This is a genomic window from Candidatus Acididesulfobacter guangdongensis (assembly GCA_004195045.1).
GTDB classification, from domain to species: Bacteria; SZUA-79; SZUA-79; order Acidulodesulfobacterales; family Acidulodesulfobacteraceae; genus Acididesulfobacter; species Acididesulfobacter guangdongensis.
The window spans coordinates 174,456-192,757 of sequence record SGBC01000002.1 but is presented as its reverse complement, the minus strand read 5'-3'; the positions used below and the strand labels follow the sequence as shown (position 1 = coordinate 192,757).

Sequence of the window (18,302 nt, the reverse complement as noted above, 5' to 3'; positions counted from 1 at the left end):
ATTCAAATATATTAAAATACAATTATATATATATTTAGGTAGTGAATTATTTATATTATACAATGTATGCGCCTAAGAATTTTATCTTAATTATCAGCTGGAATAAATAAAATAAAACCTATAATAATAATTGATTTAATTTTAACTAAATTTAAATTAATTTTAATCTTTCCAAAATACTAAAATGGAATCAGAAATATCTTTTGAAGAACAAGCAGAACTTTTAAAGACATTAGGACATCCGATCAGATTAAAAATCATAGAAGTTCTGATTACTAATCAGTCTTGCGTTAAAAATATATGGGGGAGTCTCGGTTTGCCCCAAGCCACGGTTTCGCAGCATCTCGTCGCATTAAAAAATAAGGGCATAGTCAGCGCAAAAAGAGACGGAGTTATGATGTGCTATAAACTAAACGATGACGTTATTGAAAAAATATTTAATATTTTAAAAGAATATAAAACAAAAAAATAGTTATAATCCTTATTTATAATTTACCTCTTCTTTTGATATCGGTTTAATTTATTTTTTGTTTTCGTAATGCGTAATTCAAGCGCATAATTCAAGCAATTATTGTAATTTTATTTATTTTTTTTATTTTACTTACATTTGTTAATCCTCGCCTGTTAATTCTTATTTTATTTTTCTTTTTATCATAAATCAAAATTAATTTAAATATTTAAAAAATTGCTTGCATATATCTTATTATTGATATATATTAATTTATATAGATTGTGTATGGGTTATGTAAAATTTTAATCAAAATAATTTAATAAAATACTAAAAAAATGAAAATTGAAATGGAAAATACCGGAAGAATACCTAATTATAAAATAAGTTTTTTATTATTTGCTATAATATTTACCGGCGTATTTTTAACAATATTACTGAATTTCGTGAATAATGCCGAAGCAAGTAAAGATTTAAAAACTGCTTCGTTCTTTAACGTTCCTTCGAGGAATTCTCTTTCCTTAAAACAGGCTTTTTTGTACGCGTTGAAACATAACAAGCTTATCAAAATTGCCAAATATAAATTGCAATCCTCTGTATATGAGGAGAATGAGGCTTTTAGCGGATTTTTGCCAAAAATTAATTTTAATGAAATCTATATGAATACAAATAATCCTCTTTACGCTTTTGGAAACATTTTAAACCAGAGAGATCTTACAAACCAGAATACAGACTATTATTTTAGTCCGTCATTTTTAGACAATCCCGGAATGATTCAAAATTATGAATCAAATTTTCAGATTGAAGAACCTATATTTATGGGCGGAAAAATTTATCTCGGGTATAAGAGGGCTGCTCTCAATAAAGACGCATTAAAGAAAAATTTAACGGAATCTCAGCAAAAAGTATTATACGATGTAGCAAAAGCTTATTATTCAGCAGATTTAGCATTAAAATATGTACATCTCATGAAAAATATGGTTAAAACTATGCGGGTATATAAAGATTTAACTATAAATTTGTACAAACAGGGACAGGTTGTCTCGTCGGATGTTTTAAGGGCTAAAGTGGCTCTTGCTTCAATGAAGGAAAAATTAATGGCTGCAGATAAAAATTACAGGCTAGCCCTTTATTATTTAAACATCACTGCAGGTATCCCGATTAATACAGAATTTACTTTATCGACTGATCTAAAATTTAAACCGTTTAAAAAAATAATATCTGTAAAAACCTTACAGAGTAAAGCCTTTAAATATCGCCCTGATTATAAAGCTATGTCTTTAAATAAAAAAAATATGGCTCTCGGGATTACAGAAGCTGAAGGAAAATTTTTGCCGAAAATATCCGCTGCCTATAATTATTACAGCAACGCTCCGACTTTTCATCCGGGTGATGCTTACAGCTACATGTTTACCGTTATGTTTCATTTTAATATATTTTCGGGGATGTATGATTATAATAACTTAGAAAAATCTAAAGCGGCATTTAATACTGCTGCCGAATATAAAAGTTTATTTAAAGATAAAATTGAAATGCAGGTACGCAATGCGTATTTAAAATATAAAACAGATTTAATCAATACTAATGTTGCAAAATTAGCAGCGTTAAATGCGAAGAAAACCCTTAAAATAACAAAAAACAGGTATGATGCAGGCATCACTACATTAATTAATTTAGACAGAACGCTTGATGATTATAAACAGGCAAGATTAAATTATATAAATAGTTTATACAAACTTGACCTTGATAAATATTATATAAAATTTGTAACAGGAACGATTTAATATTAATTTTTACTTCTATTATATTATATATCTATATTTATTTATTGTATATGGTATATATAAATATATAAAATGCGGGCAACAGTTAATTTAGACTCATGCCCGCAATTATTATTTTAAATATAGATTATTTGTCAGCTGTTTTCTAACTTTAAATATAATATTTAAGAATTTTTAAATTTAAAATGTCTGCCTATATATTTCCTGTTTTTTTTATTTATCTTTTTTAGATCAAAATTAGGATTTACATCTTTAACCGGTACCGCATTTATCCAATCCCATGTATTGCCTAAATAAATAGTACCTCCTACTATAGTCGGATTAACAATGCCAAAACGTCCTCCAACGTGATAGAAACCAATTTGATGACCGTTGTTAGGATTAACCGCATAAATATCCGGACCGCTAGAAATATATAAAACACCGTGGTAATATGTCGGCGCTCCCCGTCCTGAGCCTGCAGGACCAGGATTAGGCATATGCCATGCCCATTTTACTTGCCCTGTATATAAATTAATAGCCTCATAGTCTGAAGTGACAGGCGAACCCACATATACAATATTATCATGAATCATCGGTACACCGCCTTTAAAAGCAGGAATCTTAGGACCGCGCCCCATATTGTCCGTCCATAATACCTTGCCCGTCTTGGCTTTAAAAGCGCGCACAATGGTTTCTAACGTCGCTTTTCCATTTATTTCTTTAGGATTTGCAACTGCATCCATTATAACAATTCCCCCTGCAACTGCCGGAGAAACATCGCCCATTCCGGTATTGCTGGCGCCGGGAATATTTCCTTTCCACAACACTTTGCCATTTAAAGTATTAAGGGCGTAAATCCCTGATATTACAGACATTGATACATAGACCATATGGTGCCATATAGCCGGACTTGACATATTGGCAATGCCGCCTACATAAGTCGTCCATTCTTTCTTTCCAGTCTTGGCATTAATGCGGTCAATATTACCGTTTCCGGTACTTATAAACAAAGAACCGTAAGCATATGCAGGGGTTGGCATAGCATCTCCTTTCGTCGGAAAATACCATAACAATTGACCATTTTTTCTGTTTAGGCAATATATGCCATTAAAGCTAATATCTACACCTCTGCCTGCGGACGCCGGGTCTTTAATAAAGCGCATAACGTTGTCAAAATTAAATCCGACGCTGCCGGCTGATACATAAACACGATTGCCTATTACCAACGGATTCCCCATTAAATTATTTCCTACAGGACTTACGCGCCAGATTAATTTGCCTGTCTGCGCATTTACGGCATATACAAACATATCATCGCTTTCAGCATAAACAACACCTTTAACCATTGATACGCCCAAAGAATTTCCTAAAAACTGAGTCTGCACCGCAAGAGATTCTTTGATTCCATTTATATTTGCGCCAAAAGGTTTGCTATCACTTAACGACCATGCACGTGCTTCAGGAAAATTCCATCGTACGCCGTCTATTATCCATGACGGAGCAAATAAACTTACATTAAAAGCGGCATTGTGATCAGGACTGCCGTATGCATGAGTCCAAGCAGCAGGTCCTACAATATTTTTGCCTTTTGGGGCGTTTTGCGGCAAATATAGCGGTGCAAATGGACTATCAGGATCAAGAGTATTGCCAATCGGATCCATTGGAACTTTATTATGCGCCGCAAAAACATTTGATGCAGAAAATACTGAGAACATAAAAATAAATAGTCCGAACGCCGCTAACAGCGCAAAACTAATCTTATTTTTTATAATTATTTTTTTAATCATATAATTTGTTCCTTTTAGCTATTATTTTAAGTTGTTGGTTTAAATTTTACTTTAAGTTATTACTTTTATAGTATATTTTATCAATTTCGTTAATTAAATATTTTTTAGATAAAACTATCCTGTTATTGCAGAATTAAAGGATTTTACAAAATAAAAAGATATAGTTTTAGTTAGATAAAATAGGCGCAGGCGGCGTTCAGAAATTAAATAAATCAGCCATTATTTCGCAAACCCGCCCGCATTTGAACATTTCATTTAAGGCAATTATAATAATTTTTTTAAAGGTATTGCAAAAGTGTAATTGTAACTATTGCTCACAAAAACTGTTTTACCGACTATAACAGGATTTACAAGACCAAATCTCCCTCCTGTGTAATATCTTTTTAGCAGTTTGCCGGTATTTGCATTATATGTGAAAATATATGCTCCTGCAGCAAGAATTAATTTATTTCCGTATATAACAGGATTTCCTCTTCCTCCTCCGGCTGTTTTAGGCGGCACTGAGACAGTAGGAATTTTTGAACTCCATAGCACTTTTCCTGTAAATTCATTTATCGCATAGATCTTGCTTGTCACCGGCGAACCTACATATATTCTTCCGTCGTGAATAACTGGAACACCGCCTTTGAATGCAGGAGGAACATACCCCTTTCCTAAAAGATCTACCCATTTAACCTTGCCGGTAGAAGCTTTTATAGCTACAATAGCGCTGTTAAGCATTCTTGTTTTTCTATTAAAATTCACTATGGTATCCTGAATTACAAGATTGTGTTTCTGGTCAACGGCAGGACTGACATCCCCCATACCTGTGTTAAACGGTTTATATTTCTTGGGGAGCACTGCTTGCCATGCGGTTTTGCCATTTTTAATATTAAATGCTACAATTTTGCCGAAAGGCTGTTTTACTAAAGTAAATCCGATAATCCCGATTACTTTTTTATTTGGCATAGTATAATAATTAGTTGAACTCATCGAAGTAAAAGATGATACTCCCGCATATTTTTTCCAGATAATTTTACCAGATTTAGCATTTAAAGCATAAATATGACCTGAACCATTCGCAAATATCAACATATTATCAATATATAGAGCCGTCGGCATAACTTCTCCGGCAGTAAAACGAACCCATAAAAGTTTTCCGGAATAAGCGCTGAAAGCATAAACTCCGCCGTAGCCGTCTCCCCTTCTTATATTTTTTAAATTATGGGTAAGTATTGCAAAAGGTCCGTTCGCACCGCTAAAAGCGGCATTGCCTATTGTAATATAAACTACGCCGTTAACCGTTAAAGGAACTGACATAACAGAACCTGCCGTTGTAGCTCTCCATATAAGTTTTCCGGTTTTGGCATTGACGGCATACAGCATATCGTTATTTGAAGGAATATAAACAATTCCGTTATAATAACTCACGCCGACGGAATCTCCCACAAATTGCGTAAACATAACGGCGCCTCTTGTTTTGCCGAGAACATCCACGGAGGGAAATAATCCTTTTAGAGAAATAGCGTCATACTGTTTATATTTCCACGATACTGCGGGAAAATTCAAATTCAGAATCGAATTATGGTCTCTAAATTTGTTAAATACAGTCCAATTGCCCGACGCCGCAGGATTTACAGGTCTATTTTCCGGCAAATACTTAACCTCCGTCCACATGGGCAAAGGATTTTTGCCGTAAGTATAATAAGTCGTTTTATACAATGTTTTATTATCGCTTTTATATGTAACAATCTTAGCTTTCATTGCAACGCCGCTTAAATGAGACGTCAAAACAACTTTTTTCCGTGTTACGTTAATCTCCCTGGCAGATGCTGCAGATTTTATAAAACCTACATAATAAACCGCCGCTGCGGCAGCTGCTGCAATCAGAGCGATTATTAAAAAAGTAAACTTTTTTTTCATGATACCTCCAATTTATTTAAATTTAATTAAAATTACATTATTAATGTTTGCTACTATTTACCATTATACTATATAAACTATGCAGACAAGTTATTAAAATAATATATAGACGTTACTGCGATTTATCATTATATTATATAAATACTATATAAATACGGAATAATCGACTATTCTGATTTTTGATTTAGATTCAATATTATTTTTAATAAATTAATATACGTCTAAAAATTTTTTGCTCCATATATATTTATTTTGTCTTCCGTAATATTTAATAAGCAATTTATATGCCAATAATTTTATGCAGAGAAATAAAAGAATAACAAGGGGAAACCGTTAAAAATATTCTTTAAAAATCTGCTTTGTCCATTTTAGACCGTTTTTTGCCCATATTTGGACAAATTAATAATTAATTTATTTCATAAAAACAATTTATAATATTGCAATAATAATATAAAATAAAGATATATGAAAAATTTTATTAAGAATTTAAGTATCAAATGGAAAATATTAATAAGCTCGTTCATTGTTCTTTTTATAACTATTTTTTTAAGCGATCTTATATCATTATTCACTATATATAATACATTACTATACAGAACCGAATTAAAAAATTACGCCGATGCTAAAAATTTAGTATCTAAAATTAAACACGCAATCATATCCCGCAATATTAAAGATTTACGATATAATCTAAAATATTATCCTGCAAAAACATTAAAAAATATTACTATATACAACAATAGAGGTTTTCAGTTATTTTCTAACAATTATATATTTCCAAAAGTCGTATCTTTGCCTTTTAACGATAAAAAATATACATCAGACAAATATTTTATAAAAAATATTTACGATAAAAAAAAATTAATCGGCGTTGCCGCTGTCTCATTTAACACAAAAAGAGAATCTGAAATTATAAATAAAAGAATCTTATGGGCTGCTGCAAGATTTTTTATCATAGGTTTTATATTTATCTTAATCGGCTTAATATTGCTAAATTTTATTGTTCTATTTATAATAAATCCGCTCATTGACCTTAATAAAAATATTGATAAAATCAAAAATGGAAATTATGATATAAATATCAAAAGCGAATTTCACGATGAAATAGGCAATATCATTAATGCGTTTAATTCAATGGCTTTAAGCATAAAAGAATATATAATAACGATTGAAAAGCTAGCTAAAGAGAAAGAGGAATTAAACTGCATGGCTTATATAGGAGAAATGTCGTCAATGGTTTCCCATGAAGTAAAAAATGCTGTCTATATAATAAGTTCCGCAAATAAATATATTAAAAATGAAATAGAGAGTAATCAAGCGTTAGAGCTAGTAAATATAATAGACAAAGAGTCGGACAGACTAAATAATCTTTCGGTAAGCTTTATGAATTTTGCAAAAATCGGCGGCTCAGAATTATCAAAAATCAGACTTAATGAATTGATTTTGAAAACATTAGATTTGCTTAATTATGAAATCAAGCAATTAAATATTGAAATAAACACTGATTTACAGGATAATATTCCGCAGATAGACGGAAACGAGGATATGCTTAAACAGGTCTTTATAAATATTATTATCAACGCAATTGACGCAACCGCAAATATTGCAAATGGAAAAATTTGGATATTAAGCTATTTTGATAACAATAACGATACGATATATTTGAACTTTGAAGATAATGGTGCCGGCATACCCGAAGATAATATGAAAAAAATATTTAAACCTTTTTTTACTACTAAAAATTCAGGGACAGGATTAGGACTCGCAATTTCATATAAAATAATTAATATTCATAAGGGGGTGATAGAGGTAAAAAGAGAAAAAGGAAGAACTATTTTTTCAATACAATTTAAACCTTCCCACAGTAATAATTAAAAATTTTTATATTTTTTACCACTAAATTTTATTATTAAATCAAGTCTAATTATATCGATAATAATGTTTTAAAATATTAAGCAATATTAAGCTATGAAAAAAATTTTGCTAATCGATGATGAAGAAAATTTGCTAAAAACAATAAGTTTAAATTTAGAAAAATTTAACTTTAAGGTAACTTGCGCCGTGAATATTAAAACGGCAATACAAATCTTTAATAATAATAATTTTGACGTAATACTATGTGATTTAAAAATAAAAAATAGCATCAGCGGCATAGATTTTTTAGAAATTGTTAGAAAAAAAGACCCGGATATTATTTTTATATTAATTACTGCTTACGGGAATATAGAAAACGCAGTGAGGGCTATGAAAATGGGGGCGAACGACTTTATAGTAAAACCTGTTGACATTGAAGGATTAATAGATAATATTAAAATACTTTTAAATAAAAAAAATCCGCAGCAAAATAAAATTGAACCCCCAAAATTATTTAATGTAAATTTAATTTATAACAGTAAAGCAATAAAAAATTTAATTGAAGAGGTCGGTTTAATCGCAACATCAAACTCAAATGTTTTGATAACAGGGGAAACCGGAACCGGCAAAGAATTGATTGCAAAAATAATCCACGAACTCTCCGGCAGAGAAGGAGAATTTATAGGTTTAAATTGCAGCGCTTTCCCATCAGATTTGTTTGAAAATGAATTATTCGGTCATGAAAAAGGTTCATACACCGGAGCGGCAAATTCGCAAAAAGGCAAATTAGAAATTGCAAAAGACGGAACAATTTTTTTAGACGAGATTGGCGAAATGCCTTTATTGATGCAGTCTAAATTGCTGAGGGTGCTGCAAGAAAGAGAATTTAATAAAATAGGTTCAAACGAAAAAATTAATTTTAACGCAAGAATTATAAGCGCAACAAATATTAATTTAGAAGAAGCCATATTTCAAAAAAAGTTTAGGGAAGATTTATTTTATAGAATTAATGTATGCCATATAACAATACCTCCTCTTAGAGAAAGAAAAGAAGATATTCCAAAATTAGCAGATTATTTTATTGAGAAGTATTCAAAATTAAATAATAAAAACATTAAATCAATTTCACAGGACGCGCTGAATGTTCTTCTTGATTACAGTTATCCCGGCAATGTAAGAGAATTAGAGAATATAATAGAAAGGGCAATAATTATTACTTTATACGATTCCGTAGAAATATCTAATCTGCCGCGGCATTTAACGCAAAAAGACATAAATTTCAAAAATAATACAGATAAATTTTCTAATTATACAAAGTTAATAAATTTTGAAATAGATATGATACGTTCCGCTTTGGAAAATAATGATTATAATCAAACAAAAGCTGCTGAAGAACTGGGAATTTCAAGAAAAAAACTAATTACAAAAATAAAAAAATACAACTTATAGGTAAACTTATGTAAAAATATGAAACTTATAGGTAAACTTCTATAAAAATATCAATAGATATATACATATATGTTGATTAAAATATATCTATTAAATGTTGAAAACTTATTATAATTACAGTATAATAAATATGTAGTGTATGATTTATTGATTTGCTATTTTTAATTATAACGGAGGTACTTAAACAAGATGCCGATTTACGAATATGAATGTAAAAAATGCGGTAAAACTTTCGAGGTTTACCAGAGAATTACCGAAACAAGCAAAGACGTAAAATGTCCTGTGTGCGGCGAACCTGATCCGCAAAGGAAGATAAGCGCATTCAGCAGCTGCGGAACAAGCGGTTCGGATGGTTATTCCGGCGGAGGCTGTTCTTCGGGCGGGCATAGCAGCGGGTTTGGCTGAGCGTAATTTAAAGGCAGTTTGCCTTTCTTTCTTTAAGCTCAGATTAAATAGAAATAAACAAAATAGAAATAAACAAAAATAATTAAGCTGAATAATTTAAATAAGTTTTGAGCAAGCTCATCAGCTTAATCAATCTCTTAATGTTGCTATTAATCTTTTAGGATTCAATAAAAGATTAATAGCATCTTCTATATTACCTATAATAATGTCGCAGTGAAGCGCTGCTTTCAAAGAAAGTCCTTCGAGCCCCATTATTCCGATACCGATAAACCCTTGTTTAAACATGGCGTAATCATTGTACCCGTTACCTATCACGACGGTTTCGGAGTATCCTAATTTATAAACTATATCTTTCTTCTTTTCTGCAGAATTTTCACCGTCAATAATATATAATTTTACATTTAAATCTTTAACCGAATCAGCTGCGCTGCCGAATGTATCTGATGTAATAATGTATATATCCGCATTTTTTGATAATTCAATAAGGAGACGCTTTACGGAATCTTTAATAACGCCGTCTTCAGCCAGTGTTCCGTTCATATCAAAAACTACATTTTTTATAGCAGCATCGGCATTACCCGGAATATTTAACCTTATCATAATTAATTTATCCCCCGCGTATAAATTTATTATATATTTTACCACTTTTAATCAGGAACAGACACAATTTTACATTTATCAGGTACAGATACTATTTTTTATTAAGGATAGACACCTTTTAAATATTAAATATCTATATTAAATTAAATTAAATAGTTTTATATTAAATTACATATTTATAAAATTTTCTACAAGCGATAGTTTTTTTACCCTATTGTAAAGACTTTCCAAATCATCAAAAAATTCCTTTTTACCGCTTTTTCTTATTGAAAGCTCATATTTATTTTCTTTAACTGTTTTATTTCCTACTATTATTTTAAGCGGAATTCCAATAAGGTCATTATCTTTTAATTTAACACCCGCCGATAATTTTCTGTCATCGTATAAAACATCTAATCCTGATTCCAATAAGTCTTCATATATTTTATCTGCAATATTTTTCACATTTTCGTCATTAGGATTTAAAGAAACGACGGAAACAGTAAAAGGACTGATTGAAACAGGCAGATTAATGCCGTTTTCATCGGAAAAAATTTCTATAAGCGCCTGAAAAGTTCTTCCCACGCCGATGCCGTAGCAGCCCATGACAAAATTCTTTTTTTTGCCGTTTTCATCAAGAAAACCGGCATCCATAACCGATGAATATTTTTCTTCTAATTTAAAAATGTGTCCCAATTCTATTACATTCCTGACATTTAGACGACCTGCGCACCTTATGCATATATCGCCGTCTTTGACTGTTCTTATATCAGCAACAATATCCGCCGTAAAATCCCTTCCCGGTTTAACATTTGCCATGTGAAAATCTTTTTCATTCGCCCCTGTCAGCCAGTATTCCTGCGCCTGTATTTCTTCATCAATAATTATAAGTTTTATATTTTTAAGACCGAAAGGTCCTGCAAAACCGCATGGCGCTCCTGTTATTTCCTCGACGTCCTGTTCTTTGGCAAGATTAAGCTCTTTGACTTCGGCTATTCTTTTTAGCTTATGTTCGTTAATTTCTCTGTCGCCCCTGACCATTGCAGCTATAAAACCTATTTCAGTCTCATAGATTATAGTTTTTGCAAAACTTTCGGAGCCGATTTTCAAATATTCGCTTACTTCATTAATGGTCTTTTTATCCGGAGTTGCAAGTTTTGTCATTCTCGGCTGCCTGCATGCCTTTAAAGGCTCAGGAAAATAACCGACGGATACGGCGGATTCTAAAGAACTGCTGTATCCGCAATTATTGCATATTGCAATTTTATCTTCCCCGTATTCACTAACCACCATAAGTTCTTCTGAGTATGACCCGCCTATTTCTCCGGAATCGGCTTTTATAAAAATAAAATCAAAACCAAGGCGTTTGAATATATTAGTATATGCTTTTTTCATTTTTCTGTAGCTTTCGTCTAGCCCTTCTATATCCGCATCAAAACTGTAAGCATCTTTCATAATAAATTCTTTAGCCCGCATAAGACCGTATCTCGGGCGCATTTCATCTCTGAATTTCAAATGTATCTGATATAGTGTGAGAGGAAGCTCCTTATAAGATTGGATATTTTTGCCGGCTAAATCGGTAATGACCTCTTCATACGTCGGAGCAAGACAAAAATCTCTATCCTGCCTGTCTTTAAATCTTAACAATTCTTTGCCGTAATCTTTATCTCTCCCGGATTGTTTCCATAAATCAAGCGGCTGAACAAACGGCATCGAAAGCTCAATAGCGCCGGCATTATTCATTTCTTCTCTTATTAAATTTTCTAATTTTTTTACTGATTTGTACCCAAGCGGCAAATATGCATAAATCCCGCCGGAAAGCTGCCTTATATAGCCGGCTCTGAGCATAAGTTTGTGACTCTGAAGAACCGCTTCCTTAGGGTCTTCTTTTAACGAAGGTATAAAAAATTGTGAGTATCTCATATAATTTTTTCTCCCGTTATATTTTCAATTTCATTTATTAAAGCATCCATTATCTCGCTATTATCATACTTTCCGATAATTTTCCCGCCGGAAAACAATACCGATTTTCCTTTTCCGCCGGCAATACCCACATCTGCATGCATTGATTCTCCCGGACCATTGACTACACATCCCATAATTGCAACTTTAATATTGGCCCTGACAGATGCAGTCTTCCTTTCGGCTTCTTTCGCCAGACCGACTATATCAATTTCGGCTCTGCCGCAAGTAGGACATGACAGCAGTTCAACACCTTCTTTTCTTAAACCTAAATCCCTTAAAATATGAAATCCTGCAATTACTTCCGTAACAGGATTATCGCTCAATGAAACCCTTATTGTATCGCCAATTCCTTCATAAAGCAAAATACCTATACCTATACCTGATTTTATTGCTCCGGCAAATGCAGTGCCTGCTTCTGTAATACCCACATGCAAGGGATATTCCACTTTAGAGCTTAATAATTCATAAGCTTTGACGGTCGTCAATACATCAGTTGATTTCAAAGATATTTTAATATTATAAAACGATTCATTTTCTAATATAGCAATATGCGCAAGTGCGCTTTCTACCATTGCCGATGAAAAATCCCCGTTATATTTATCAAGCATACCCTTTTCTATTGAACCGGAATTAACCCCTATTCTGATAGGAATTTCATTATCTTTGCAAGCGCGGACGACTTCTCTTACCTTTATTTTATCGCCTATATTGCCCGGATTTATTCTTAGTCCGGACACTCCCGCCTCAATAGATTTTAAAGCTAAAACATGATTGAAATGAATATCGGCTATAATCGGAATATTAACATTTTTTATTATTGTCTTAAGCGAATCCGCTGCTTGAACGGTATTAACCGTTACCCTGACTATATCGCATCTATATTTTTCAATGTCTTTTATTTGAGAAATAGTCGATTCAGCATCTTCGGTATTTGTATTGGTCATTGTCTGCACAGATACTGGATTGTCTCCGCCGACACAGACATTGCCGACTTTAATTACTTTAGTATGTTTCCTTTTGATCATTGCCATCTGCAATCTCTGCATATTTAATTGATTAATTGGATTAATTGAGGACAGACGTATATTTTTTAGAAAAAGTAATTAACCGCCATTATTTAAAAATTAGGATCCGTCTCTAATGAATAAGTTATCTCACTACATCGTAATATGACGGCAGATAACGTATCTATTAACTTTATATTTACCGGTTTTGAATACTTTATCTCACTACATCGTAATACGACGGCGGTTTAAAAAAATACCCTTTAATCCATTCGAATGTAATTTTCAAATAGCCGACTGTTTCAAATCTTCTCATAGAAGTAACGGCACTTATATCTCCAAAATATTTAAATTTAGCGTGCTCATTTAATGCCAATTTGATAAACTTAAGATCTTCTCCGGCAGGCATATTTTCATCAAAACCTTTTACTTTATCGTATATTTCTCTATGGCAAAATATAAGCGCCATGGAAGTTTTTGAAATTATATGCGCAATATTATTGCAAAACATAAAAATTCTTGCTTTTATTGATTGAATATCAGGATAAAGCTTGGAGGTTCCGATAATATTTGTGCTATTTTTTAAAGAATCTAATTTCTTAATAAAACCTTCATTTAATAAAGTATCAGCGTCTAAAAATAATAAAACATCACCCCGCGATGCTTTTGCGCCTATATTTCTGGCATCCGATACCCCCTTAAAATTGCCTGCAATCATATTCACTTTCGGGTGCTGACCAACTATATCCTCTGTGTTATCTTTACCTTTACTTACAACCACGGTTATTTCGCATAAAATTCTGTCGGAAGTTTCGGCAGCTATTGCTTTTAAGTCGGTATTTTTATTAATGTAAACTACATCCTTCTGATTTAAAATTTTTTCTAAAGAAACGCCTATATATTTCGCCTCTTCATGAGCCGGTATAATAATAGAAACCATAATTTTAATTTTTTAAAATATTTGCAGTTTTGCTTATTGATTTAATTATAATAAAATTAATTAGTCCGTTAGATATATTAAGCCGATTTAATTACAATAAGTTATTCGTTTGCCTGATATATTATCAATTAACAATCCATATATAACTCGTCTGTCGCATTGATAATGAAAAATAATAAGAGTCTGTTTAAAAAGTATTAAATATAATATAAACTAACTATATTATAACTTAGTCTAAATATATTAGTCTAAATATATTATAAATCAATTACGGCTCAGCCCTATTTCCTTAAATAAATTTTCAACACTTTTATCGGTTTTCCAAGGCGGTGTAAATCCTGAATAATTTTTTGCCGTTTCAAGACCTTGATTGATATTAATATTTTTTTGTTTCTGCGAGTAAAATTTACCCGTTTTTTTTAAGTGATGAGCGAGATACAGCTGTTCGGTCTGACCAGGCGTCGGTATAAAAAAGGCTTTCTTGCCTATTTCGGCAACATCCATTATGGTCGTATATCCAGACCTTGACACAACCATTTTTGCCCTGTTCATCAACTCGTCCCTTCTTTTTTTTTCCAGAAAAGAATAAATAACGGTATTTCCTAACGTCTCCTTCTTATATTCTCCGGGTTTTCCAAGGGAAACGGCGATATTGCCTTTTAAATTTTGCAATTGAGACATAATTTGTTTTTCTAACAATGTCCTTGTCGGTTCCGGTCCTGATATAGAAAAAAGATAATCTATATCTTCTTTGATATCAATCTGTTCAAAATCTGATAAAATTCCTATATACTTAACTCGGTCGCTATTAAAATAATGCAGATTATGCGATAAGTCACCGGATAAAGAATTATTTTCGTAGTCGGGAATTATTATTTTATCAAATTTATTTATAAGAAAATGATTCAAATATTCAGTTATAATTTCAGCCGGCAATATTCTGAAAGGAGCTATAAATCTCGGTTGATGAAATATCAGATATGACGGAATATCCTTGCAGTAAGAACCGAACCTTGAATCTGAAATTATTATATCAATTTTTCTTTTTTTAACTAAATCTATTACTTCTATATTCTCTTGTTTTATTACATTTAAAATAGCAGGCGCAGTTTTTAAAAATCTTAAGGCAAAACCTATCTTGTCCGAATAAGGCGACGGATATTCTGTCGAAGCTATAAACTCGCATTTATCACGAAGTTCAGACTTTAATAATGCAAGACTTCTTCCGCTGGTATATATGATAACTTCATTTGACTCATTGATCAAACGCCTTATTACAGGCAGCGACCTGGTAGCATGTCCTAAACCCCAGCTGCACATAGAATAAAATATTTTCATATTTTTTCAATATCTTTTTTAAAGAAATTTATTCCGTAATGGGGCAAAATAATAAATGAAAACCCTACAATCGTTAGATTTATAATTCTCATGATAAGACTGAACGTAAGTCCTATATCAGAACCCATACCAAGCAAATCAAACAATCCCACTTGCGATAATTCATACGTTCCTGCAGAGCCGGGTGCTAATGGTAAAGCAAAAACAAGCATTGACACTGCAAACACGAGCAGAGTTTTAGAAAACCCCATATTTATTCCGAGATAATGAACAAGCAGCCATATCTGCAAAATAAGGATTATTGTAACTAATAAACTTAAAAACACGCTGAGCAAAAGATACTTGACGCCTTTTGTAAAAAAAAAATGCATCTCTTTTTCTAATTCGTTAATCTGAGATGTAATCTTGGTTATTATTTTATTTAAAAACTTAATTTTAGATAAATTAATTAAAACTTTAGTAAAAAATCTGTTGTCTATTATAGGATTTAATAAAAAAAATAATGTAATAACTCCGATAAAAATACCTGCAATAAATAAAAAAAACCATATCTCGGGAGGCAGATAAAAATACTTAAACCCTAAAATAAGTCCAAGATAAATAAAAACTAAAAAAACCGAGAACTCTACAACCTTCGATGCAAGTCCTGCGGAAAATCCCTGCTTAAACTCAAGCCCTTTTTTTTTCTTAAGAATTAGCGCCATTATAGCGTCTCCGCCAATAAATCCTGCAAGTAAACCTGAAGGAGCAATGTAGTTTGCGCTAAATCCTATAATTTTAATACAGAACAAATTTATTAAATCTATTTTTGCATTATACACATTGAGAGCATTATTTATAGATAATGCCGAAAAAAACAGAGCAGCCAAAGAAAAAATAATCAGAATAAGGCAATCCGCAATGCTTATGTGGTCAATCGTTTTTAAAATACCTGCAGGACCTATTATAAGAATAAGAATAGCTATTAAAATCAAACTTATTGCTGCAGATATTATAAAAGTCTTATTTAACAAATAATCTCCTTAAGAGTTCAGTTTATAATACTTAAAATAGTGTAATCTCCTTAAAAGTTCAGTTGTTTATAATGCTCAACAATGATGCACTCTCCATTCTTTGTCTATAAATATTCACGAAAACACTTTGCTTTATATAAATTATATAGAAAACTGCAGCACATATCAAACAGCATTTGTAGTAATTCAGCAGCAATCTAATAATCTATTTAAATTTTTTAAAGTTTTTCTGAATACCACATGGGAACTCCGCAAAAAGCGCATCCCATATTTTCTACCTTATGTTCCACGGCAATAGATTTTATTTCCTTCAAGACCATTTTTCTATGTTTTATAGCATCCTCTGCCATTTTGCTAACTGTAATTCTGGCTTCTTCCGCAGTACATACTCCCGAGTATTCCATAATTACTCCGAATCCGTCTTCTTCCGTTATACCGATAGCAACGGACGCTGCAATAGTTTCATTCTTCCTGTCGCTGACGATAGATCCGTACGCAATAGGTACTAAAGAGCCCCTGCGATAATCAATTTTATTGACAAACTTAGTATTTGGAGGCAATATCGAACTTAGTTTTATAAGGTTGGTATTGCCGACTCCGGCATTTAAAATAGCTATGTCGAAAGCATTTAATCTCGAAGTCCCTTCGGAAATTCCGCTGACCAATGTATATATATCCGGCGTGTTAAATAACATAATCTATCTGCTCCTTTTTATAAAATATAAATGTCACAATATACTTTTTTCAATTCATACTTCTATTTCTGTCATACTCATATCAATTCATAATTTGCTATGCATCAATTTCTTATTGTCTTTAATCTTTATCCTTAATTGGTGTCTATTAGCGCAACTTTTCATCGTCTTTCTTTATAGATGTCTTTTTTTTACAAATATGCGCATCTTTATCTATGTATTATACTTATTATATTTTTTATTTACCGTATTTACCCATACCTATAATAATTTCTCTGAGCAGTTTTGCTGCAATAGCAGATGTTCTATCCGAAATATCAGTAGGCGGACATACTTCAACTAAATCAACTCCGACTAAATCAAGCTGCGACACTATAAGATATACTGAATCCAGCAGCTCTCTTGATGATATTCCGCCTGCTTCAAGATAACCTGTTCCAGGAGCAAACGCAGGGTCTAAAATGTCTATGTCTATAGTTAGATATATGGGTCTATCTTTTAATGAATCTATTGCTTTACTCAGCGGTTCAAAAACATCATTTTTAAATAAATGTGTATGTTCCTTTGCAAATTCGAACTCTTCAAAAGAACCTGACCTTATACCAAACTGGTATAAATTCCCTTCTTCTATTAATTCATAAACTCTTTTAAGTACCGTTGCATGAGAATATGTTTCATTGCTCCATTCATCTCTTAAATCAGTATGCGCATCAATATGAATGACCGTGAGGTCATCATATTTTTTAACATATTGCCGAACAAGCGGCAACGTAATAAGATGGTCGCCTCCAATGCTTACTATTTTCTTGCCGTCTATTATCATTTTTTTTGAAACATTTTCTATTAATTCAAGGCTTTTATTTAAATTGCCCCACGGTAAAATTAAATCCCCCGCATCATGAAATTTTGAGTCAATAGTGCCGTTTAATATAGGGCTATAACTTTCAAGCGTGAGCGAAAGATCTCTAAGTTTTTTTGGTGCAAATCTTGAGCCCGGAATATTACTTGCGGTATAATCCATTGGAACACCGAGAATAACAATATCCGAATTATCGTAAGACGTATTGTCGTTAAAAAAAGAAGCCGTCTTTATAATTGACTTGCCTATGCAATAATCTAATTCTTGAATCCCTGCAAATTCATTTTCATTATTCATA

Annotated in this window: 15 protein-coding genes; 5 read left to right on the top strand and 10 right to left on the bottom strand. The window is 32.1% G+C overall.

What is annotated here, in order from left to right; all coding sequences use genetic code 11:
* Nucleotides 1–184 precede the first annotated feature (184 nt).
* Together EVJ46_05005 and EVJ46_05000 are read left to right on the top strand one after the other, a co-directional pair.
* The gene (locus EVJ46_05005; protein ID RZD16390.1) at nucleotides 185–472 is read left to right on the top strand and encodes an ArsR family transcriptional regulator; all 288 of its coding nucleotides are present in this window, start codon (nucleotides 185–187) and stop codon (nucleotides 470–472) included.
* Nucleotides 473–786: 314 nt separating this feature from the next.
* Nucleotides 787–2,232, top strand: coding sequence for a TolC family protein (locus tag EVJ46_05000; GenBank protein RZD16389.1), 1,446 nt, complete (start codon nucleotides 787–789; stop codon nucleotides 2,230–2,232).
* A gap of 164 nt (nucleotides 2,233–2,396) precedes the next feature.
* Here EVJ46_05000 and EVJ46_04995 read toward each other — a convergent pair whose 3' ends face one another.
* Both EVJ46_04995 and EVJ46_04990 read right to left on the bottom strand, forming a co-directional pair.
* Nucleotides 2,397–3,929 carry a tetrathionate hydrolase gene (locus tag EVJ46_04995; protein RZD16642.1) on the bottom strand — a complete coding sequence of 511 codons (1,533 nt, stop codon included), beginning with the start codon at nucleotides 3,927–3,929 and terminating at the stop codon, nucleotides 2,397–2,399.
* A 336-nt stretch (nucleotides 3,930–4,265) separates the two neighbouring features.
* Complete coding sequence (locus EVJ46_04990; protein ID RZD16388.1) at nucleotides 4,266–5,903, bottom strand: hypothetical protein; 1,638 nt, start codon at nucleotides 5,901–5,903, stop codon at nucleotides 4,266–4,268.
* A gap of 465 nt (nucleotides 5,904–6,368) precedes the next feature.
* Here EVJ46_04990 and EVJ46_04985 point away from each other — a divergent pair, with 465 nt between their 5' ends.
* The 3 genes from EVJ46_04985 (at nucleotide 6,369) to EVJ46_04975 (ending at nucleotide 9,611) form a co-directional block, all read left to right on the top strand.
* Complete coding sequence (locus tag EVJ46_04985; GenBank protein RZD16387.1) at nucleotides 6,369–7,778, top strand: HAMP domain-containing sensor histidine kinase; 1,410 nt, start codon at nucleotides 6,369–6,371, stop codon at nucleotides 7,776–7,778.
* 93 nt (nucleotides 7,779–7,871) lie between these two features.
* A complete protein-coding gene (locus tag EVJ46_04980) occupies nucleotides 7,872–9,206 on the top strand; it encodes a sigma-54-dependent Fis family transcriptional regulator (GenBank protein ID RZD16386.1) in 1,335 nt (444 codons plus the stop codon).
* A 189-nt stretch (nucleotides 9,207–9,395) separates the two neighbouring features.
* Nucleotides 9,396–9,611 (top strand): zinc ribbon domain-containing protein, encoded by a 216-nt coding sequence (locus tag EVJ46_04975; GenBank protein RZD16385.1) that lies wholly within the window; start codon nucleotides 9,396–9,398, stop codon nucleotides 9,609–9,611.
* A gap of 129 nt (nucleotides 9,612–9,740) precedes the next feature.
* Here the strand turns inward: EVJ46_04975 and EVJ46_04970 are convergent, their stop codons facing one another.
* The 8 genes from EVJ46_04970 to speB form a co-directional block, all read right to left on the bottom strand.
* Nucleotides 9,741–10,211, bottom strand: a complete 471-nt coding sequence (locus EVJ46_04970; GenBank protein ID RZD16384.1) for an ATPase P — start codon at nucleotides 10,209–10,211, stop codon at nucleotides 9,741–9,743.
* A gap of 168 nt (nucleotides 10,212–10,379) precedes the next feature.
* Nucleotides 10,380–12,113 carry a proline--tRNA ligase gene (locus tag EVJ46_04965; protein RZD16383.1) on the bottom strand — a complete coding sequence of 578 codons (1,734 nt, stop codon included), beginning with the start codon at nucleotides 12,111–12,113 and terminating at the stop codon, nucleotides 10,380–10,382.
* Complete coding sequence (locus EVJ46_04960) at nucleotides 12,110–13,186, bottom strand: flavodoxin-dependent (E)-4-hydroxy-3-methylbut-2-enyl-diphosphate synthase (protein ID RZD16382.1); 1,077 nt, start codon at nucleotides 13,184–13,186, stop codon at nucleotides 12,110–12,112. Before EVJ46_04960 ends, EVJ46_04965 begins: the two co-directional genes overlap by 4 nt.
* A 190-nt stretch (nucleotides 13,187–13,376) precedes the next feature.
* On the bottom strand, nucleotides 13,377–14,099 hold the full coding sequence (locus EVJ46_04955; protein RZD16381.1) for a glycosyltransferase: 723 nt from the start codon (nucleotides 14,097–14,099) through the stop codon (nucleotides 13,377–13,379).
* Between the two features lie 264 nt (nucleotides 14,100–14,363).
* Entirely contained in the window at nucleotides 14,364–15,437 is a 1,074-nt protein-coding gene (locus tag EVJ46_04950) for a glycosyltransferase (protein RZD16380.1), read from the bottom strand.
* Complete coding sequence (locus EVJ46_04945; GenBank protein ID RZD16379.1) at nucleotides 15,434–16,450, bottom strand: flippase-like domain-containing protein; 1,017 nt, start codon at nucleotides 16,448–16,450, stop codon at nucleotides 15,434–15,436. The genes EVJ46_04950 and EVJ46_04945 overlap by 4 nt, the downstream gene beginning before the upstream one ends.
* Nucleotides 16,451–16,668: 218 nt before the next feature.
* Nucleotides 16,669–17,145: an arginine decarboxylase, pyruvoyl-dependent gene (locus EVJ46_04940; GenBank protein RZD16378.1), complete on the bottom strand. Its 477-nt coding sequence runs from the start codon at nucleotides 17,143–17,145 to the stop codon at nucleotides 16,669–16,671.
* A 238-nt stretch (nucleotides 17,146–17,383) separates the two neighbouring features.
* The gene (speB, locus tag EVJ46_04935) at nucleotides 17,384–18,301 is read right to left on the bottom strand and encodes an agmatinase (protein ID RZD16377.1); all 918 of its coding nucleotides are present in this window, start codon (nucleotides 18,299–18,301) and stop codon (nucleotides 17,384–17,386) included.
* Nucleotide 18,302 lies beyond the last annotated feature (1 nt).